The sequence below is a fragment of the Bacillus sp. FSL R5-0585 genome, from assembly GCF_038004545.1.
GTDB lineage: Bacteria > Bacillota > Bacilli > Bacillales > Bacillaceae_G > Bacillus_A > Bacillus_A cereus.
Genome location: NZ_JBBORJ010000001.1, coordinates 2,951,869 through 2,970,923, shown reverse-complemented (window position 1 = coordinate 2,970,923; position 19,055 = coordinate 2,951,869). Strand labels below are relative to the sequence as shown.

Sequence of the window (19,055 nt, the reverse complement as noted above, 5' to 3'; positions counted from 1 at the left end):
TATGAACTGGCATTTTCTTTTTATTGCTGAGAATTTAAGTGAAGGGTTGAAAGTTGTATGACATCAAATAATGAACGAGAAGATATTTCTCAATCTTTAAAAGTATTTATTGCATTATCTCGTGTACATCGTTCTGTTATGGATACTACAAATAAATCTATACAAAGTAACGGGTTAAATCCAACTGAATTTGCTGTATTAGAACTGCTATATCATAAAGGCGGTCAACCACTTCAGCAAATTGGTGAGCGTATTTTAATAGCTAGTGGCAGCATTACATATGTTGTAGATAAGCTGGAGAAAAAGGGATTAGTAAAGAGAATTCCATGTCCGAATGACAGACGTGTTATTTACGCGCAATTAACTGAGTCTGGCGAGAACTTTATTGCTTCTATTTTTCCGGGGCATGAGAAAGTTATACATCAGTCTTTTGAAATGTTAACGAAAGATGAAAAAGATGAATTACTTGATTTATTAAAAAAAATTGGGAAGTATGAAAAATAATATGTTCCAAAGGAGCTTTGGATAAATAAATCCAAGGCTTTTTTATTTGTAATGAACTCAGGGCAATCACTGCCGAAATTTGTTGAAAATTAAGAGGGAATTCAAGAATACGTATTGAATTATAATAAAGGTATGTAATGGAGAGGAGGCCCGTTCATGTCATTTAAAGACTATGAATATAAACGCCCAAATATTGAAGAGTTAAAAGAGAAATTTACTGTTGCTTTAGAGAAGTTTGATAACGCAAAAACTGTAGAAGAACAAAAACAAGTCATTCATTCAATTAATGAGATTCGCAACGATTTTGGTACAATGGGAAACCTTTGTTACATTCGCCATTCTGTTGATACGACGGATACTTTTTATAAGGAGGAGCAGGATTTCTTTGATGAATTCTCTCCAGTTGTACAAGGATATGGTACAAAATATTATAAGGCACTCATTAATTCTCCATTTCGTGAAGAATTAGAGGCGTATTATGGAAAACAATTATTTGCTCTAGCAGAATGTGATTTAAAAACATATTCAGATGAAGTCGTGAAAGATTTGCAATTAGAAAATAAATTATCATCGCAATATACACAGTTATTAGCATCTGCAAAAATTGACTTTGCTGGAGAAGAAAGAACGTTATCGCAACTGATTCCGTTTATGCAAGGAAAAGAAAGAAGCGAACGTAAAGCAGCAAGTGAAGCATACTACGGATTTTTAGCTGGAAATGAGGAAGAACTAGATCGTATTTATGATGAGCTTGTTAAAGTGAGAACGAAAATCGCAAAATCTTTAGGTTTCAAAAACTTTGTTGAACTTGGATATGCAAGAATGTACCGTACAGATTATAATGCGGAGATGGTGGCTAATTACCGTCAGCAAGTGCTAGATTATATCGTTCCCGTTACAACGGAATTAAGAAAGCGACAACAAGCACGTATCGGTGTAGAGAAGTTAGCTTATTACGACGAAAACTTTGAGTTTGCTACAGGTAACCCAACTCCAAAAGGAGATGCGGATTGGATTGTTGATCATGGAAAGACAATGTATAAAGAGTTATCGGCTGAAACAGATGAATTTTTCAATTTCATGCTAGATAATGATTTATTAGATTTAGTTGCGAAAAAAGGAAAAGCTGGTGGCGGATATTGTACATATATTGAGAATTATAAAGCGCCATTTATTTTCTCAAACTTCAATGGAACATCTGGTGACATTGATGTATTAACACATGAAGCAGGTCATGCTTTCCAAGTATATGAAAGTCGTAAATTTGAAATTCCAGAATATAATTGGCCAACATATGAGGCGTGTGAAATCCACTCTATGAGTATGGAATTCTTTACATGGCCATGGATGAAGCTATTCTTTGAAGAAGATGCAGATAAATATTACTTCTCTCACTTAAGTTCAGCACTTCTGTTTTTACCTTATGGTGTATCTGTTGATGAATATCAACATTATGTATATGAAAATCCTGAAGCATCACCTGAAGAGCGTAAGACAGCATGGCGTAACATAGAGAAGAAATATTTACCACATCGTGATTATGAGGAGAATGATTATTTAGAGCGCGGTGGTTTTTGGCAACGTCAAGGGCATATTTATAGCTCACCGTTCTATTATATTGATTACACGCTTGCTCAAATTTGTGCGCTACAATTTTGGAAACGTGCAAGAGATAATAGACAAGAGGCGTGGGAAGATTATGTGAATCTGTGCCAACAAGGTGGAAGTAAATCGTTCTTAGAATTAGTAGAGGTTGCAAATTTAACATCACCATTTGCTGAAGGCTGTGTGAAAAGTGTTATTACAGAAATTGAAGCATGGTTACATGCGATTGACGACACAAAATTGTAAAAAACATGCGCTTTTTTTCACATGTTTAACATCGACATAATGGGAAAATGATGAGATAATAAAAGAAAATTCAGAATACTAAAGGGGTGTTTCTAATAAGGAGCACCTCTTTTCACCAACAAAAGGGGGGAACAAGTATGCTTCAATCTAATATGGATGTAAGTTTAGAAAGTTTAGTAAACTCATTACAGGCTACTCGAAGCACGCTATTATCAGAAATTGAAATGTTAAATGACACAGAAGTGAATGTAAAGCCACGCCGTGATAAATGGAGTATTATTCAAATTTTACACCACTTGCATTTAGTTGAACAATCTGTCACGTCTGCCCTTGTATATGCTTTACAAAAAAATGAAAGAAACATGACTCCATTTAAAGACCTCCAACTTACGCTTGATCGCACACATAAACGAGAAGCTCCTCAGCAAATGCAACCAACAGAAACTTTAATGAAAAAACAGCAAGGAATTCAATTGCTAGAACATTCACGCCAAGAACTATTACACGCGCTTCATAGTGTTATAGATGAAAAAGATTTATTTGAAAATGGATTAAAGCATCCTGTTTTTAATGATTTGAATTTGTATCAATGGGTTCAATTTCTTGATTTGCATGAACAAAGACATCTTACGCAGTTAAAAGAGGCAAAACATGCAATTTTGCAACGCTAAAGTGGCAGAAGTGGGAAACCACTTCTTTTTTGATACGTGCATAGTTTTCTTTCTTATTTTGGAATACTACATGGAGAAAGAAAAGAAGGAGTTGAAAAAACATGTCTAAGAAGAAGCGAGAAGAAGAGCGCGCCTGGAAAGCACGTAAAGAAAATCAACAACCGCACGGAAAAGTGAAAGCTTTTGCTGAATTAGTTGAAGGAACAGAAAAAACGTGATGAGTATTTCATCACGTTTTTTGTATGAGTGGAAAAGTTAATAAAAAGGTTGTACCGATTCCTTTTTCACTTATAATATCAATTTTTCCATTCATAGCTTGAACAACACTGAATACGACCATCATTCCAAGTCCAGTACCTTTTTCTTTCGTTGAATAAAAGGGCGAACCAAGACGTTTTACTTGTTCTGAATCCATACCGACTCCTGTATCTTTTATATATAACTGAATATGCTTATGATCAGGAACTAATGTGAAATAAAGATCACCGCCTTTTGGCATAGCCTCAATGCAATTTTTTAAAATATTTAATAAACATTGATTTAGTTTTTGCTTTTCTCCAGCGATAAAAAAAGAAGTGCTTTGCTTTATATAATGAGTACGTACATTTGTTAAATTAGCAAGCGGTGTAATTAACGACAATGCATGTAGTAATTCTTCTTCTAACTGTAATGTTTGTTCTTTTTCAATGCTTGGTTTAGCAAAGGTTAAATAATCTGTAAGAACATGATTTGCTTGTTCGATGCCATTAATGGCAATGTCGATATATAATTTTCGTTCCTGCTCAGTGCATGTATCTGATTGTAACAGTTGTAAAAAACCTTTCGTTGAAGTTAATGGATTGCGAATTTCATGAGAGATAGACGCTGCCATTTCACCAATTAAATGAAACTTTTCAGCATTTATAAGTTCGTTTTGGAGACGAACTTGAGTTTGTAATATGTGTAGTAAATATAAAATTAGAATCGTACCAAGCATTGAACATAATTCATACACAATAATATGCGGTATATAATCAGTCTTATTTGTAACCTTTGAAAGGAAGAAGGGTATCCAACTAAATCCGTATGTGAGACTGTAGATAATAGCAAGTGTTATTTTTATACGATTAGAAGTTCGATTGAAAAATTTATATGTTAATAATAGAACAATAAATAGAAGAACAGAACCGATAAGAGATGGGAAAACACCTACCCCACCTAATAATAAGCGATATATGTTTAATACAACTAAGATAGAACCACCAGCAATAGGCCCTCCCGTTAATGTACCGACAATTAATACAATATGGCGCATATCAAATTGAAAACCATTATTTGTTTTTGCTGCAAATGTAATACAGAGTACGGTAGCAAGGCAACAGAGTACAATGAATATAGCTGAATTTAATTTAGGAGAGCGTTTCCCTTTTTGATTCCAAAATAAATGATATACGAGCATTGTAATCAGGATGAATAATATATTTAAAAAGAGATAAATAATAAAGGGTTTCAGTGGGATGCCTCCTCTCTTCTTATATTAAATTAATCATACTATAAAATGAAAGAAATGAAATAATAAATAGCTGAAAAATCAGAAATTTTTACGCTAGTATACAATATGTTACAATAAGCTGTGTCAATGAAAGAAGAAATTCCGTGCACCGCGCGGGAGAGGTTCGCGAACTCCCTCTATAAAAAACTATGGAAACAACAATATCCTTAGGTATTGTTTTGTTTTTTTATTGTGACAGTTCAAGAACGTTCTTTCTTCTTATTTATAGTAGAGAAGGAGAATGAGTGAAATGAAAAAAGAAAAAGCAGTTGTTGTTTTTAGTGGAGGACAAGATAGTACGACATGTTTATTTTGGGCAATAGAGCAGTTTGCAGAGGTAGAAGCTGTAACGTTTAATTACAATCAACGTCATAAGCTAGAAATTGATTGTGCAGCGGAAATTGCAAAAGAACTAGGAATAAAGCATACGGTACTAGATATGACTCTATTAAATCAACTTGCTCCAAATGCGTTAACGAGAACGGATATGGAGATTACACATGAAGAAGGTGAATTGCCATCGACATTTGTAGATGGACGAAATTTACTCTTCTTATCATTTGCTGCTGTATTAGCAAAACAAGTTGGAGCACGTCATATTGTAACGGGTGTATGTGAAACTGATTTCAGTGGTTATCCAGACTGCCGTGACGTGTTTGTGAAATCGTTAAATGTTACTTTAAATTTATCTATGGATTACCCGTTTGTCATTCACACGCCACTTATGTGGATTGATAAGGCTGAAACATGGAAATTATCAGATGAACTTGGAGCATTTGAGTTTGTTCGAGAAAAAACATTAACATGTTATAACGGAATCATTGGTGATGGTTGCGGTGAATGTCCAGCATGTCAACTTCGTAAAGCAGGATTAGATACGTACCTACAAGAACGCGAAGGAGCGAACAACTAATGGATAACTTTTTTGGATTTCGCATCGTAGAGAATTTGCAAAAAATGGACAAGGATATTCAGCGTAAACAACTCAAATACCATAATAAAAGAGTAATGGTCAGCAAGGAATTTACATTTGATGCAGCACACCATTTACACTGTTATGAAGGGAAATGTAAAAACTTACATGGTCACACATATAAAGTTGTATTTGGAATTAGTGGATATGTAAATGAAATAGGTCTTGCAATTGACTTTGGAGATATAAAAGAAATTTGGAAGAATGAAATAGAAATTTATCTAGATCATCGTTATTTAAACGAAACGTTACCTGCAATGAATACGACTGCTGAAAATATGGTCGTTTGGATTTATGAAAAGATGGCAGAAGCACTAACAAAAGAGAATCGAGTGAACGAATATAAAGGAGCTCGCGTTGAATTTGTTCGTCTATTTGAGACGCCGACTAGTTATGCGGAAGTAAGACGGGAGTGGATGCTTGATGAGTAAAATCCCTGTCTTAGAAATATTCGGTCCGACTATTCAAGGTGAAGGAATGGTTGTAGGGCAAAAGACAATGTTTATCCGTACAGCTGGTTGTGATTATAGCTGTGCTTGGTGTGATTCTGCTTTTACGTGGGATGGATCAGCTAAAGATCAAATTAGACAGATGACACCAGAAGATATTTGGGATGAGCTTGTTGCAATTGGAGGAGAAAATTTTTCTCATGTTACGATTTCAGGTGGAAATCCGGCATTACTGAAAAATATTGAGTTTCTTCTTTCTATATTAAAAGAAAATGGAATGCGAACGGCAATTGAAACGCAAGGGAGTAAATGGCAAGATTGGTTACTTCAAATTGATGAGATAACAATTTCTCCAAAACCACCAAGTTCAACGATGAAAACAGATTTTCAGAGGCTAGATGCTATTATTCAGAAACTAGCAGGAAAAGATATTAGTTTAAAAGTAGTAGTATTCGATGATTATGATTTTGAATATGCAGTTAAGATGCACGAACGTTATCCAAAGGTACCATTTTTCTTACAAGTAGGAAACGATGATACAAAAACAGTGGATGATGCGATGCTTATAAAAAAATTATTAGATAAGTATGAATGGCTGATTGATAAAGCTGTAAATTGTAAAGAGATGAATGATGCAAAAGTATTGCCTCAGCTTCATGCGTTAGTATGGGGAAATAAGCGCGGCGTATAACGAGAAGGGATGTTTAAAATGACAGGAAGATTAGATGAAGATTTAAAAGATGTAACATTACTAGGGAATCAAAATACAAAATATTTATTTGAATATAGCCCAGAAATATTAGAGGTATTTGATAATAATCATCCAAACCGTGATTATTTTGTAAAATTCAATTGTCCTGAATTTACAAGTTTATGCCCGAAAACAGGACAACCAGATTTTGCAACAATTTATATTAGCTATATTCCAGAGCAAAAAATGGTAGAGAGTAAATCTTTAAAGTTGTATTTATTTAGTTTCCGCAATCATGGTGATTTCCATGAAGATTGCATGAACGTTATTATGAACGATTTAATTAAATTAATGGATCCACGTTATATTGAGGTATGGGGGAAATTCACACCACGTGGTGGCATTTCAATTGATCCATATTGCAACTACGGGCGCCCAGGGACGAAGTATGAACAAATGGCTGATTACCGCATGATGAACCACGATCTATATCCGGAAACAATTGATAATCGTTAATAGAAAGAAAGGGCCTGTATAGTATACAGGCCCTTTCTTTCTATTATATTATGCATTTTGATTAATGACAGTATAGTTTTTATGACTTACAACTGTAAGAGGTTCCATATCTAGTTCTCTAAAATTCTTCATAATTGTTATATCAACAATAACAGAGTTTTGATTTACTTTTTGAACACGGCCTTGCATTCCACCTTTAAATTCGATGATATCTCCAGTTTCTGCGATCTGCATAAGCAACTCTCCTTGTTACAGTTTTCCCAAAAAAAGAATAAATTTGGGTTTTTTTATTTCCTCCTATTTTGAACCATATTTCCTACTTTGTAAATGTTTCCAAAGTAAAAATTCGAAAAATATTCACTTTTTGTAAGAAAATATGTAGAAAATCCATGTTTTTTGGAAAAAATAGCAAAAATGCGAGAATCTTTATATCAAGGTATAATGAAAAAGTAGAATAACCTGCTGAAGTGGGAGAAATTAGAGGCGGTAAAATGATGTTTGAATTTGTGGGGAGTGTTATAGCTTTAATTTTATTTTTATTTTCTTATATGCATTTAAAAAAGATTCGTCAATATGATACGAGTACATATTTTGATGGGATGGATGGTATCCATGCTTCGATAACACATGATAGTGGTGGGGAGATGTAAAGGTATATAACTTTATTTTCTTGCGTGGTATGATGTTTAGAACTAGTGCATAATAGAGTTCATAAGTGATGAATGGAGAGTGAAAAGAATGAAGATTTCTTTTATTCGTCATGGTCGCTTAGATTGTACTATAGAACCAATGACGGTTACATCCTTTCATGAATGGATAAAAGGATATGACTTACATACTATAACAGAAAAACAACCTATACCATTGGAAACAAGAGAAGCGGTTGAAGTAGCGAAATTGATTGTAACGAGTGATCAAAAGTGTGCTGTACAGTCAGCAGCTGAATTAATGGATTCTTTATGTTTTATACAAAATTCTCTTTTTAGGGAAGCGGCAGTTCCGGCGAGCTTTTATGCGCCAAAATGGTTGAAGTGTAAACTTAACGTATGGATGTGTATTGGACGAGCATTATGGATACTTGGTTACCATAAAAATGTTGAATCTTATAAGGAAGTAAGAGAGAGGGCAAGGCAAGCAGCTTACGTATTACATCGTTATGCTCTCGTACATGGAAGTATTGCTCTTGTAGGTCATAATTATTTTAATTCGATGATTGGAACGGAGCTGAGGGCAATGGGATGGTCTGGTTCGCCTATTTTGCATAGAAAGCCATGGGGATGTACAACATATACGTTTCACGAGGCGATGGATGGAAATATATTAAATACGAATTTAACATAAAAGCACACGATTTATATAAATCGTGTGCTTTCTTTTTAAGATACAGAAATTTTGACGTTTAATGGTTTTACGAGATGAGCATAAGGTTCGCCTACTAGCATAACAATTTCATCTTTTTTATAACCTAACTTTTCGTATAGTGAATAGGCGCGTGTGTTTTCTAAATTAACAAGTAAAGCGATTTTTTCATGCCCTTTTTCAGTTGCATAGATTTCGGCAGCTTCAATTAATTTAGAACCGATACCTTTTCCGCCGTGTGCACTTGAAACTGATAGTGTATCAATGTAATACTCATCAAGCTCAGCTTCTTTTTCTAACGTAATTGATTCATCTTTATGTAATTCTCTTAAGTGATGTACAATTGGTGCGTCAAGCTGTGTTGCTTCACTACCGTGATAAGCGACAATAACTCCAACTGCACTCTCGTCTTGTTCATAGACAAAACAGTTTTCGTAGCTCAGACGGTTATTTTCTTTTGAGAACCATGTCTCAAGTCCTAGTAATACTTCTGCTTCATCTGTGCTACCTGTGATTTTTTCAGCAATTTCATGCAGAGCATTATACAATAAAGGAGCTATTGCCATTGCATCTGTCTTTTTTGCTTTCCGAATCATAGTATCCCTCCTAGTTCTATTTGTATATTGTAGCATAGTGGTATGGAACTTTGCATAATTGAATGCCGAAATGTTTGATATAGAGAAGTAGCTATGTTAGTATATGATATTTAGTGGACATATAGTAAAACGATATTGTTTGCGAAATAACGAAAATAAAATCATGGCATAACAACGAGATAAAGTGAAACGTTAATCAGTAAGATTTTTTGTTCATTCCACGACTGATTAGTAGTCAACACCAATCGCACTACCTGCAAATAGCGGGATAAATTTACAGTTGTTGACCTATAGAATATACGATAAAATAAAATATTGCAGAGAGGTGAAATACATGGATAAAGAATTAGCAAATACAATTTTAGATCAGCTAAAAAATGGTGAAATAAAGGAGTATGTTGTTACGAAAGATGTATTTTATACGTTCAGAGAAGTTGTTGTAAATAGAGAAGACTTTAAGCATTTCATTGGTAACGCACAGCGAGGCGGGCAAGTGATTTATACATATTCAGAAACGCCACGTTCATAAAGGGGAATTTTGATCAGCAGGGCATCTCTCACTGATTAGTAGCCTTTCACCAATCGGACGTTTAATGCGGGATAAATAAAAGATAAAGGAGAGGGGAATTATGGGCGATTTTAAACAAGGCATTTTACCACATTGGGATTATATGTGGAAAGATAGAGCCGGCAATCGATTTATGGGAATGGTTATGTATCCAGAGAAACGAAAATGTTCAGCAAAAATGCTTCAGAAAATAAAAAGAGCATATGAAGAAGCAGTAGAAATTAAAGTAACTGTACAAGTTCGACATACATATCAGTACGTAGAAGGAATGATTGTATACTTTGATGAAGAGGCTCCGGTATGTACAATGATTGATAAAGATGAAAATCCGCATCATATATTTGTAAAAGATATTTTGCGCATTGAGCACTCTGAATAAACTTTTCATAAATAAATTGAAGTTCCATAATAATAATCTTTTTCTATAATAGTTATCTTTTAGTATGTAACGAGAAACGAAAGTATATGTATAATATATTTAATAAGGTAAATTTGATAAATGTAATCGTTTTTTAGAGCAGATTATAGTTTCATATCTGTTCTTTTTTGCGTGATGCTGGAGAAATATATTTCTTCAGCATCTACCGTTTTATGACAAAATATATTGTTAACTTTTTTAAAAATAAGGTTAAATTCGTTGACAACTTTTTTGAAAAGCACTTTATTGACATGAGTTTTAGAATGTTGTTTCATAGTCATTGTATTGAAAAAAAACGGCTATCATGTCGAAAAGTAAAAGTTAAAAAAAGAAAGAATTTATACATATATCTTGTGTCTTATTTTGAAACGTAATACAATATATAGAGAAATCAAGAACAACATATAGAGAATATAGATTTGAGAGGGAGGGTCGGAAATGTTAGTTGCATATGATTCTATGACAGGAAACGTGAAGCGTTTCATTCACAAATTAAATATGCCGGCCGTTCAAATTGATGAAGATCTAGTAATAGATGAAGACTTTATTCTTATTACGTATACAACAGGTTTTGGCAATGTACCAGAACGTGTTTTAGACTTTTTAGAGCGCAATAATGAAAAATTAAAAGGCGTATCTGCAAGCGGCAATCGTAACTGGGGAGACATGTTCGGTGCAAGTGCTGACAAGATTTCTACTAAATATGAAGTGCCTATTGTATCAAAATTTGAGTTATCTGGAACAAATAACGATGTAGAATATTTTAAGGAAAGGGTGCGGGAGATTGCGACACATTGAACTGAATAATGAAATCACGCAAATGCAGGACGGTTTTTATCAGCTTCATAAAGATAAAGAGGCATTAGAAGTCTTTATGGAAGAAGCTAGAGAGAATACCGTTCCTTTTAATAGCGTGGCAGAGCGAATGGAGTATATGAAAGAACATGATTACTATTACAACGTTCTGGACGAGTATAGCTTGGAGGAAGTAGAGGAAGTATATAACATCGCTTATGGTGAAAACTTCGAGTTCCAATCTTATATGGCAGCATCTAAGTTCTACAAAGATTATGCGTTAAAAACGAATGATCAAAAACAATACTTAGAAAGCTATGAAGATCGTGTAGCAATTGTTTCATTATACTTAGGACGCGGTGATGTTTCGAAGGCAAGACAATTCGCAAGCATGATTGTAAAACAAAACTACCAACCAGCGACACCAACCTTTTTAAATGCGGGAAGAAGCAGAAGAGGAGAAATGGTGTCTTGTTTCTTGTTAGAGATGGACGATAGCTTAAATTCGATCGGCTTTAACATTAATACTGCGATGCAATTATCGAAAATCGGCGGGGGAGTAGCTTTAAACTTATCTAAGCTACGCGCACGCGGTGAGCAAATTAAAGGTATCGACAACGCTGCAAGTGGCGTAGTACCTGTTATGAAATTGCTTGAAGATTCGTTTTCATATGCGAATCAGCTTGGCCAACGAAAAGGTGCCGGTGCAGTATATTTAAACATTTTCCATTGGGATATTATTGAATTCCTTGATACAAAAAAAATAAATGCCGATGAGAAGAGCCGTATTCAGTCTCTATCAATCGGAATTATCGTTCCAAGTAAGTTCTTTGAGCTTGCTGAGAAAAACGAACCTTTCCATGTTTTCGCGCCTTATACGGTTTATAAAGAATATGGTAAGCATTTAGATGATATTGACATTGATGAAATGTACGATGAATTAATGAGCAATCCGAAAGTGAAGAAGAAGCCACTAGATATTAGTGCACGTGATATGCTTATTAAAATCGCTATGATTCAGCTTGAGTCTGGTTACCCATACTTAATGTTTAAATCAAATGCAAATAATCAACATCCATTGAAGGATATTGGAACTGTGAAGATGTCGAACTTATGTACAGAAATCTTCCAGCTTCAAGAAACTTCAGAAATAAATGATTACGGTACAGATGACATTATCCGTCGTGATATTAACTGTAACTTAGGATCGTTAAATATCGTAAACGTAATGGAAAATAAAGAAATTCGTGAAGCAGTTCATGCGGGAATGGAAGCTTTAACAGCTGTTTCTGATATGACGATTATTCCGAATGCACCAACTGTGAAAAAAGCAAATGACGAGCTTCATTCAGTTGGACTTGGAGCAATGAACTTACACGGATATTTAGCAAAAAATAAAATCGCTTATGAAAGTGCAGAAGCGAAAGAATTCGCTCGTACATTCTTTATGATGTTAAATTACTACTCTATTGAGAAAAGTATGGAAATCGCTACAGAAAAAGGCGAGACATTTAAGGACTTCGATAAATCTGATTATGCGAATGGCACATACTTCGAAAAGTATGAAACGACAGATTACAGCCCAGTAACTGAAAAAGTTCAGCAACTATTTGAAGGAATTCATATTCCAACAAAAGAAGATTGGACAAGTTTAAAAGAGCAAGTGCAGAAGAATGGTTTATACAACTCATATCGTCTTGCCATTGCTCCAACACAATCAATCAGTTACGTTCAAAATGCAACTTCAAGCGTAATGCCGATCGTAAGTCAAATCGAATCAAGAACATATGCGAATGCGACAACATATTATCCAATGCCGTATTTATCAAAAGATACGTTCTGGTACTATAAATCTTCTTACGATATGAATCAGTTTAAATTAATTGATTTAATCGCAGAAATTCAAGAACATATTGACCAAGGAATTAGTACAATTCTTTACGTTAATAGTGATATTTCAACACGTGAATTAGCACGTTACTACATCTATGCACATAAAAAAGGCTTAAAGAGTCTGTATTATACGAGAACACGTAAATTAAGCGTGGAAGAGTGTGTGGCTTGTACCGTTTAATGGCATATTGCCATACTAAATGAATAACCCAATAGTATGAGCAGGGTTATGAACCCTGCTCATACTTGGTTTGTTCTACTAAACGGTTAGCTTTTCATTGTTAGATGGAAATTTAACCGTTCAGTAGAACAATAATAGATATAGGGGTGATTCAATGCGCGCTGTTAACTGGAATAAAAAGGAAGATGATTTCAGTTTAATGTTTTGGAAGCAAAACATCGCTCAGTTTTGGACAGAAGAAGAAATCGCGGTTTCTTCTGACAAAAATACTTGGGTGCAATTATCGAAAGAAGAGCAAATTGCTTATAAGCGTGTATTAGGTGGTTTAACACTTTTAGATACGAAACAAGGTGGCGAAGGAATGCCACTTGTACTTGTTCATCTTGAAAATTTACAAGCGAAAAGTGTATTAGCTTTCATGGGAGCTATGGAAGAAGTACATGCGAAAAGTTATAGTCACATTTTCACAACATTAGCTACAGAAGAAGAAATTGATGATATTTTTGACTGGGTAGACAATCATCCGTTACTTGAGAAAAAAGCTGGTATTATTACTAGTTACTATCGTCGTTTATTAAAGCCTGAAGTAACGAAAAAAGAGTTATACATGGCAATGGTAGCAAGTGTGTTCTTAGAAAGTTACTTATTCTATAGTGGATTTTTCTATCCACTTTACTTAGCTGGTCAAGGTAAACTGACGGCAAGTGGTGAAATTATTAACCTTATTATCCGTTAACTTATGGCGGCTTTTGGTAGAGATACCAATTGAAAAACCCTTTTAATTGCTGGGACCCCCTATTGTAAATTTATCTGTATTATTATTGATGAATATATGCATTCAGGTTATTCTCTAACTATCAATAGATGGAAAGGAGAATAGCTGATAGGGCAATCAGCAGCGAAGCCTTTATCTAGCGATAACATGTACGGAATTTACTATTTAAAAATCAATGGGAAGTATTATATTGGTAAAGATGTGAACGTTTCAAATTTAAAACGAATTAGGGAACATATGTGGATGTTAAAGAGTGGTACACATTATAATAGGTATTTACAAGCAGTATACTGTAAATATGAATCCACTTTAGAATATGGAATTCTAGAGGAAATAGAATGTTCATTGGAAGAATTGAGTGAGATTGAGCAACAGTATATTTGGCTGTATGATTCTTATAATAATGGCTATAACTTGACGTTAGGCGGAGAAGGATTGGGTGGAATTAAATTCACTGAAGAACAATTAGAGAAGAAAAGGCAACGTGTTATAGGTGAAAAAAATCCACAATCAAAAATTACAGATGCACAATTTTTTGAGATTGTAGAACTACTAAAGTGCGGAAAGACAAATCCAGAAATTGCTGATATGTATAATCTTCATCCTAATTATGTATCTTTAATTCGACATAAGAAACGTTATAAATATCTTTGGGGAAAAGTGCAAAATTATATGCCGGTTAAATCTGAACACCAACTGAAAACAAGGGGACGTGTGACTCTTGAAATGTTTTTGGATATCGTTCAGATGCTACAAGCCGGTGAATCTAATGCATCCATTGAAAGAAAACATGGGTTATCGAGCGGCACAGGAAGCCGTATCAGACATCGAAAACTGTATAAACAGTGGTGGGTGCGATACGTAGATAAAGGAACGTTCAACGACTATCCCAATGGCGGTGAAATTCCGCAAGAGGAGTAGGGCCAAGCGGTGGGTGAGAATCCCTTAAATCGAAATGGAGGGCTACCTGAGAAGGTAGATGATATAGTCTCTTCTTACAGGAAACTGTAAGCTGTATAAACGGCATAGGAGTAGCGAACTTATGTGAAGGTAAAGGATGAGTCAATTCACGGCGTATTCGTCGGTATTTTAGCACAACAAATCTTTGCAGAACTTTCTGCAGAAGAGCAACAAGAAGTGCAAAAAGAAACACAAGAGTTATTAATGGAACTATATGAAATTGAAATGGCCTATACAGAAGAAATTTACACTTCTATCGGTCTTGTAGAAGATGTAAATCGTTTCGTTCGTTACAATGCGAATAAAGGGCTTATGAACTTAGGACTTGAGCCGAAGTTTGAAGAAGAAGAAATTAACCCAATCGTTTTAAATGGTTTACGTACAGATACGAAAAACCATGATTTCTTCTCTGTAAAAGGAAATGGTTACGTAAAAGCAACGAACGTTGAAAAGTTAGCTGACGATGACTTCGTGTTTAACTTTTAATATAGGATTATAAAGAAAAACTGTCTTATTCATTGATAAGACAGTTTTTCTTTATAATTTTGTTTACATAACACTATTATTTTTGTATAGCGATTTATATGTGGGAAGTTCTATTCGTTTAACGGATAGAACTCTTTTGTAATTAAATGGGTATTTACAAACTTTTTGTATCGGTGTATTATTTAACTAGTACACTGATACAAAAGGAGGGAAGCAATGAAAATAGAGTTTTCTCCAAATACACCAATTTACATTCAGGTAATGGAATACATAAAAAAAGAGATCGTAACAGGACATTTATTACCTGGTGATAAAATTCCCTCTGTCCGTGAATTAGCGAGTGAATTACAAGTGAATCCAAATACGATTCAGCGTACATTTCAAGAGCTAGAACGGGATGGAGTTGTTGTCACACGTAGAGGAATGGGACGGTATGTAACGAATGAAGGGGAGAAAATTATGGAGCTGCGAAAAGAGATGGCGAAAGAATTACTTCATTCTTTTATAGATGGAATGGACAATTTAGGTTTTTCAGAAGAAGAAATTCTTACAATTCTTCGTTCTTCATTACATGATAAGAGGGAGGAGAGCCAATGACAGAGCTATTGAAAATAGAAAACTTATGGAAGAGATACGGATTAAAAGCAGTGATCCGTGAATTAAACATAGAGATTACGGAAGGGAAAATCGTTGGGCTTGTTGGAGATAACGGGAGCGGGAAAACGACGTTATTGAAAATGATTGCAGGCTTGCAACACCCTTCTGAAGGTAGTATTACAATAGACGGTAAAAAGGTAGGGTTACAGACGAAAGAAATTGTTTCATTTATGTCCGATAAGCCAATCTTTGATGATTGGATGACTGTAAAAAACGCTTTATTTTTTTACCGAGATTTTTATAAAGACTTCGATATTCAAAAAGCGGTAGATACGATTGCAGAATTTAAAATACCGTTAGAAGAAAAAATTACAGCATTGTCAAAAGGTATGGTTGAGAAGCTGCAGATTATTTTAACGTTTTCTCGAAAAGTGAAGCTATACGTACTGGATGAGCCGTTGGGCGGGATAGATCTTGTTTCTAGAGAACATGTACTTGAGCTAATACTTAAATTTTATCGTGAAGATTGTACGCTACTTATATCGACTCATTTAATAAGAGAAATCGAAAATATATTCGATGAAGTAATCTTTTTGAAAGATGGAGAAATAATATTGCATGAAAATGTGGAAGAACTACGATTTCAAAAGGGTAAAGCAGTACATGAGCTGTTTAAGGAGGCCTATGAGAAATGAGTCAGCTTTTTCGTTATCTGTATAATTGTAATAAGAGAAAGATAGCCATTATTTACTTTGGTTTTATTACAGTTTCATTCATTCTTTTATTTAATATGAAAGGAGTTTCAGGAGTTAGAATTTCAGGTAGGCAAGATATAATTATTATTATATTCTTTATCGTACTAGGTATAAATGGATTTGCAATTCTTTTAACAGGTATATCGTCTTTTCGGAAAATGTTAAAAAATTCTATGCTACGTTATACTTCTATTTCAGCAAAAAAGTATATATGTGCAAATATTTTATTCTGTGTACTACTCTTTATGATTTTGCTAGGAATAGGAATCATTTTTCTATACTATTTTTCTTTAAATATTTACAATGGAAAAACTAATTTAGGTATTCAGCAAGCAATACACAGTTTATATAATTATGGAATATTACATCATATGTTATCTATTTTCTTATGGGGACTAGATTTTCTTAATATGCTAGTTTCTATTTATTTCATTATAGTAATTGTAAAACTATTAAATGTGAAATCATCGATGAATAAAGTTGCTTGTTTAGTTTTATTCGTCATTTTTACCGCATTTAATGGAGGAATAACGTATATTTTTCAGCAAATAGAAAAGTATGTGTTTGCTATAAATAATATTGGATTTATAGATCAAAATGGTTTTTTAAATACATCATTTTATTCTGGTACAGAGGTTACAATTTTAAATCTATTTTTTAATTGTTTATTAACAATTATATTACTAGTAGTTACAGGTCACATAGTCGATAAAAAACTAGAAGTCTAAAGGAGGAATCAGCATTGGGAAACGTAGTAGTAAAGTTAGAGAATGTTCGAAAAAAGATTGGTGGAACGGAAATTATTCGTGGTTTATCATTTGAGGTTCGTGAAGGAGAAGTATACGGATTCCTTGGACCGAACGGTAGCGGTAAGACGACGACAATCCGTATGATGACAGGTCTTATTTCAATGACAGAGGGCGATATTACAATTTGTGGACATAGTATTCGCTCGGAGCGTGAAAAGGCACTAGAGCAAATTGGAGCGATTGTAGAAAATCCTGAACTATATGATTATATGACAGGAATGCAAAACTTAAAGCATTTTGCGAACATGGCCATTACACCAATTAGTAAAGAGCGCATTGCTGAGATTGTAAAGCTTGTTGAGTTAGAGCATGCGATTCATAAAAAGGTGAAAACATATTCACTTGGCATGAAACAACGTTTAGGAATTGCACAGGCATTACTGCATCAGCCGAAAATCTTAATTTTAGATGAACCGACAAATGGATTAGATCCAGCTGGTATTCGCCAAATTCGTGATTATTTACAACGTTTAGCGAAAGAAGAGAATATTGCTGTAATCGTATCAAGTCACTTATTGAGTGAAATTGAATTAATGTGTGATCGCGTCGTTATTATTAAACAAGGTGAGTTTGTACAAGAGTACAACTTACATGAAAAAGTGAAACATGATGAGGCAGTCGTTGTAGCGTTTGAAGTAGATGAAGTTCAGAAAGCAAATGAAATCATTAAAGGTAAAGCAAAAGGGAATGTAATTGTAGCATCTGTAACAAAAGACAACATTCCGCAACTTGTAAAAAAACTTGTTCATGCTGATGTGCTTGTATACGGAGTTACTGTTCAAAATAAAACGTTAGAGGATGAGTTCTTAGCGATTACTGGGGGAGTGAAAGCGTAATGTTTAAATTAATTCAAAATGAATTTTTAAAGTTGCATGCGAAAAAAGGTATGTATATTTTAATGGGTGTCATTGCGGCACTCGAAATTTTAGGTACTTTAGCAATGTTGAAGTGGGGAAAAGGTGATGAGTTTAAGGGATCATATTTAGATTATGCAAACTCAGAGATTGGCTTAATTGTTTTATTTACAACGATTTTTGGGATTACACTTGCTGCCCGTACTCTTACTGATGAGTTCCAAAAAGGTACAATTAAACAATTGTTAATCCGTCCAAGAAAAAGACTTGCAGTTTTATTTTCTAAATATATTACAGTGTTATTAGCAATGTTATTTATCGTATTAGCTGGTATGCTAATTGCAATGATTATTGGCGGTATTGTAATGGATGGTAGTAAAACAGAATTAACATTAGGAATCGTTATGAAGTCCACTTTATATCAACTACTTTCACCGTTCTTTTTTGCAACACTTGCATTTTTCCTAGCAAATGTCTTTAGAAAATCTGTATTACCATTAATTATTACGATGTTCCTATTCTTCTTACAAGGTGCAATTAATATGGTATTAATAATGTTTGCAAAAGGTGTAGCGAAGTTTGTAGTATTCAACCATTTGGATTTAAGAGCTTACGATAGTAATAAATTAATCAATGGTGGAATGGAACCAACATTTACAGAATTTACGTTTACAACTTCATTATTACTTGTAGCTGCATACTTTGTTGTGTTACTTGTAGCATCAAGTGCATTATTCCAAAAACGTGACGTATTATAATAAAAGAAATCCCCGCTTGTAAAAACGGGGATTTTTATTACATAAATTTTACTTGGATTGCAACT

Annotated in this window: 23 protein-coding genes, 2 pseudogenes and 1 riboswitch; of the genes and pseudogenes, 22 read left to right on the top strand and 3 right to left on the bottom strand. The window is 34.2% G+C overall.

Annotation, left to right across the window (positions count from 1 at the left end):
• Positions 1-57: 57 nt before the first annotated feature.
• The 4 genes from MKY38_RS15285 to MKY38_RS15270 all read left to right on the top strand — a co-directional run bounded on the left by MKY38_RS15285 (position 58) and on the right by MKY38_RS15270 (position 3,244).
• Positions 58-504, top strand: a complete 447-nt coding sequence (locus tag MKY38_RS15285; RefSeq protein ID WP_000203336.1) for a MarR family winged helix-turn-helix transcriptional regulator — start codon at positions 58-60, stop codon at positions 502-504.
• A 156-nt stretch (positions 505-660) separates the two neighbouring features.
• Positions 661-2,355: a M3 family oligoendopeptidase gene (locus tag MKY38_RS15280; RefSeq protein WP_000008577.1), complete on the top strand. Its 1,695-nt coding sequence runs from the start codon at positions 661-663 to the stop codon at positions 2,353-2,355.
• Between the two features lie 137 nt (positions 2,356-2,492).
• On the top strand, positions 2,493-3,026 hold the full coding sequence (locus tag MKY38_RS15275) for a DinB family protein (RefSeq protein WP_000941961.1): 534 nt from the start codon (positions 2,493-2,495) through the stop codon (positions 3,024-3,026).
• A 101-nt stretch (positions 3,027-3,127) separates the two neighbouring features.
• Positions 3,128-3,244, top strand: coding sequence for a DUF6254 family protein (locus MKY38_RS15270; protein ID WP_000038355.1), 117 nt, complete (start codon positions 3,128-3,130; stop codon positions 3,242-3,244).
• 11 nt (positions 3,245-3,255) lie between these two features.
• Here MKY38_RS15270 and kinB read toward each other — a convergent pair whose 3' ends face one another.
• Positions 3,256-4,464, bottom strand: coding sequence for a sporulation sensor histidine kinase KinB (kinB, locus tag MKY38_RS15265; RefSeq protein ID WP_048655979.1), 1,209 nt, complete (start codon positions 4,462-4,464; stop codon positions 3,256-3,258).
• 206 nt (positions 4,465-4,670) lie between these two features.
• A riboswitch (PreQ1 riboswitch) is annotated at positions 4,671-4,714 on the top strand.
• Between the two features lie 93 nt (positions 4,715-4,807).
• On the opposite strand from kinB, the gene queC reads away from it, so the two are divergent.
• The 4 genes from queC to queF are packed head-to-tail and all read left to right on the top strand — an operon-like array spanning position 4,808 to position 7,186.
• Positions 4,808-5,470 carry a 7-cyano-7-deazaguanine synthase QueC gene (gene queC / locus MKY38_RS15260; protein ID WP_065223921.1) on the top strand — a complete coding sequence of 221 codons (663 nt, stop codon included), beginning with the start codon at positions 4,808-4,810 and terminating at the stop codon, positions 5,468-5,470.
• Positions 5,470-5,961, top strand: a complete 492-nt coding sequence (gene queD / locus MKY38_RS15255; protein WP_000368414.1) for a 6-carboxytetrahydropterin synthase QueD — start codon at positions 5,470-5,472, stop codon at positions 5,959-5,961. Before queC ends, queD begins: the two co-directional genes overlap by 1 nt.
• Positions 5,954-6,670 (top strand): 7-carboxy-7-deazaguanine synthase QueE, encoded by a 717-nt coding sequence (gene queE, locus MKY38_RS15250; protein ID WP_000036295.1) that lies wholly within the window; start codon positions 5,954-5,956, stop codon positions 6,668-6,670. Before queD ends, queE begins: the two co-directional genes overlap by 8 nt.
• A gap of 18 nt (positions 6,671-6,688) precedes the next feature.
• Entirely contained in the window at positions 6,689-7,186 is a 498-nt protein-coding gene (queF, locus tag MKY38_RS15245; RefSeq protein WP_001986050.1) for a preQ(1) synthase, read from the top strand.
• Between the two features lie 48 nt (positions 7,187-7,234).
• Here queF and MKY38_RS15240 read toward each other — a convergent pair whose 3' ends face one another.
• Positions 7,235-7,420, bottom strand: coding sequence for a YkvS family protein (locus MKY38_RS15240; RefSeq protein WP_001165082.1), 186 nt, complete (start codon positions 7,418-7,420; stop codon positions 7,235-7,237).
• Positions 7,421-7,680: 260 nt separating this feature from the next.
• Between MKY38_RS15240 and MKY38_RS15235 the strand changes: the two genes are divergently transcribed.
• Positions 7,681-7,836, top strand: coding sequence for a hypothetical protein (locus MKY38_RS15235; RefSeq protein WP_000461432.1), 156 nt, complete (start codon positions 7,681-7,683; stop codon positions 7,834-7,836).
• A gap of 88 nt (positions 7,837-7,924) precedes the next feature.
• Entirely contained in the window at positions 7,925-8,527 is a 603-nt protein-coding gene (locus tag MKY38_RS15230) for a hypothetical protein (protein WP_000703101.1), read from the top strand.
• Between the two features lie 35 nt (positions 8,528-8,562).
• Here the strand turns inward: MKY38_RS15230 and MKY38_RS15225 are convergent, their stop codons facing one another.
• Entirely contained in the window at positions 8,563-9,141 is a 579-nt protein-coding gene (locus MKY38_RS15225; RefSeq protein WP_000619542.1) for a GNAT family N-acetyltransferase, read from the bottom strand.
• Positions 9,142-9,475: 334 nt separating this feature from the next.
• Here MKY38_RS15225 and MKY38_RS15220 point away from each other — a divergent pair, with 334 nt between their 5' ends.
• The 12 genes and pseudogenes from MKY38_RS15220 (at position 9,476) to MKY38_RS15165 (ending at position 18,990) form a co-directional block, all read left to right on the top strand.
• Complete coding sequence (locus MKY38_RS15220) at positions 9,476-9,670, top strand: hypothetical protein (RefSeq protein ID WP_000356684.1); 195 nt, start codon at positions 9,476-9,478, stop codon at positions 9,668-9,670.
• Between the two features lie 100 nt (positions 9,671-9,770).
• Entirely contained in the window at positions 9,771-10,088 is a 318-nt protein-coding gene (locus MKY38_RS15215; protein ID WP_000502205.1) for a hypothetical protein, read from the top strand.
• 477 nt (positions 10,089-10,565) lie between these two features.
• Positions 10,566-10,925: a class Ib ribonucleoside-diphosphate reductase assembly flavoprotein NrdI gene (gene nrdI, locus MKY38_RS15210; RefSeq protein WP_000959447.1), complete on the top strand. Its 360-nt coding sequence runs from the start codon at positions 10,566-10,568 to the stop codon at positions 10,923-10,925.
• Positions 10,912-12,996 (top strand): class 1b ribonucleoside-diphosphate reductase subunit alpha, encoded by a 2,085-nt coding sequence (gene nrdE / locus MKY38_RS15205; protein ID WP_001215839.1) that lies wholly within the window; start codon positions 10,912-10,914, stop codon positions 12,994-12,996. The genes nrdI and nrdE overlap by 14 nt, the downstream gene beginning before the upstream one ends.
• Before the next feature lie 154 nt (positions 12,997-13,150).
• A pseudogene (locus MKY38_RS15200) lies at positions 13,151-13,729 on the top strand (ribonucleotide-diphosphate reductase subunit beta); the annotation flags it as partial.
• A gap of 189 nt (positions 13,730-13,918) precedes the next feature.
• Complete coding sequence (locus tag MKY38_RS15195) at positions 13,919-14,692, top strand: GIY-YIG nuclease family protein (RefSeq protein WP_000274263.1); 774 nt, start codon at positions 13,919-13,921, stop codon at positions 14,690-14,692.
• A gap of 129 nt (positions 14,693-14,821) precedes the next feature.
• Positions 14,822-15,217: pseudogene (locus tag MKY38_RS15190) on the top strand (ribonucleotide-diphosphate reductase subunit beta); the annotation flags it as partial.
• A gap of 216 nt (positions 15,218-15,433) precedes the next feature.
• Complete coding sequence (locus MKY38_RS15185; protein ID WP_000687512.1) at positions 15,434-15,814, top strand: GntR family transcriptional regulator; 381 nt, start codon at positions 15,434-15,436, stop codon at positions 15,812-15,814.
• The gene (locus tag MKY38_RS15180) at positions 15,811-16,509 is read left to right on the top strand and encodes an ABC transporter ATP-binding protein (RefSeq protein ID WP_065223922.1); all 699 of its coding nucleotides are present in this window, start codon (positions 15,811-15,813) and stop codon (positions 16,507-16,509) included. The genes MKY38_RS15185 and MKY38_RS15180 overlap by 4 nt, the downstream gene beginning before the upstream one ends.
• Positions 16,506-17,297 carry an ABC transporter permease gene (locus tag MKY38_RS15175; RefSeq protein WP_065223923.1) on the top strand — a complete coding sequence of 264 codons (792 nt, stop codon included), beginning with the start codon at positions 16,506-16,508 and terminating at the stop codon, positions 17,295-17,297. The genes MKY38_RS15180 and MKY38_RS15175 overlap by 4 nt, the downstream gene beginning before the upstream one ends.
• Positions 17,298-17,311: 14 nt before the next feature.
• Positions 17,312-18,214, top strand: a complete 903-nt coding sequence (locus MKY38_RS15170; protein WP_000528788.1) for an ABC transporter ATP-binding protein — start codon at positions 17,312-17,314, stop codon at positions 18,212-18,214.
• Positions 18,214-18,990, top strand: a complete 777-nt coding sequence (locus MKY38_RS15165) for an ABC transporter permease (protein WP_000475456.1) — start codon at positions 18,214-18,216, stop codon at positions 18,988-18,990. The genes MKY38_RS15170 and MKY38_RS15165 overlap by 1 nt, the downstream gene beginning before the upstream one ends.
• The last annotated feature ends 65 nt before the right edge of the window (positions 18,991-19,055 follow it).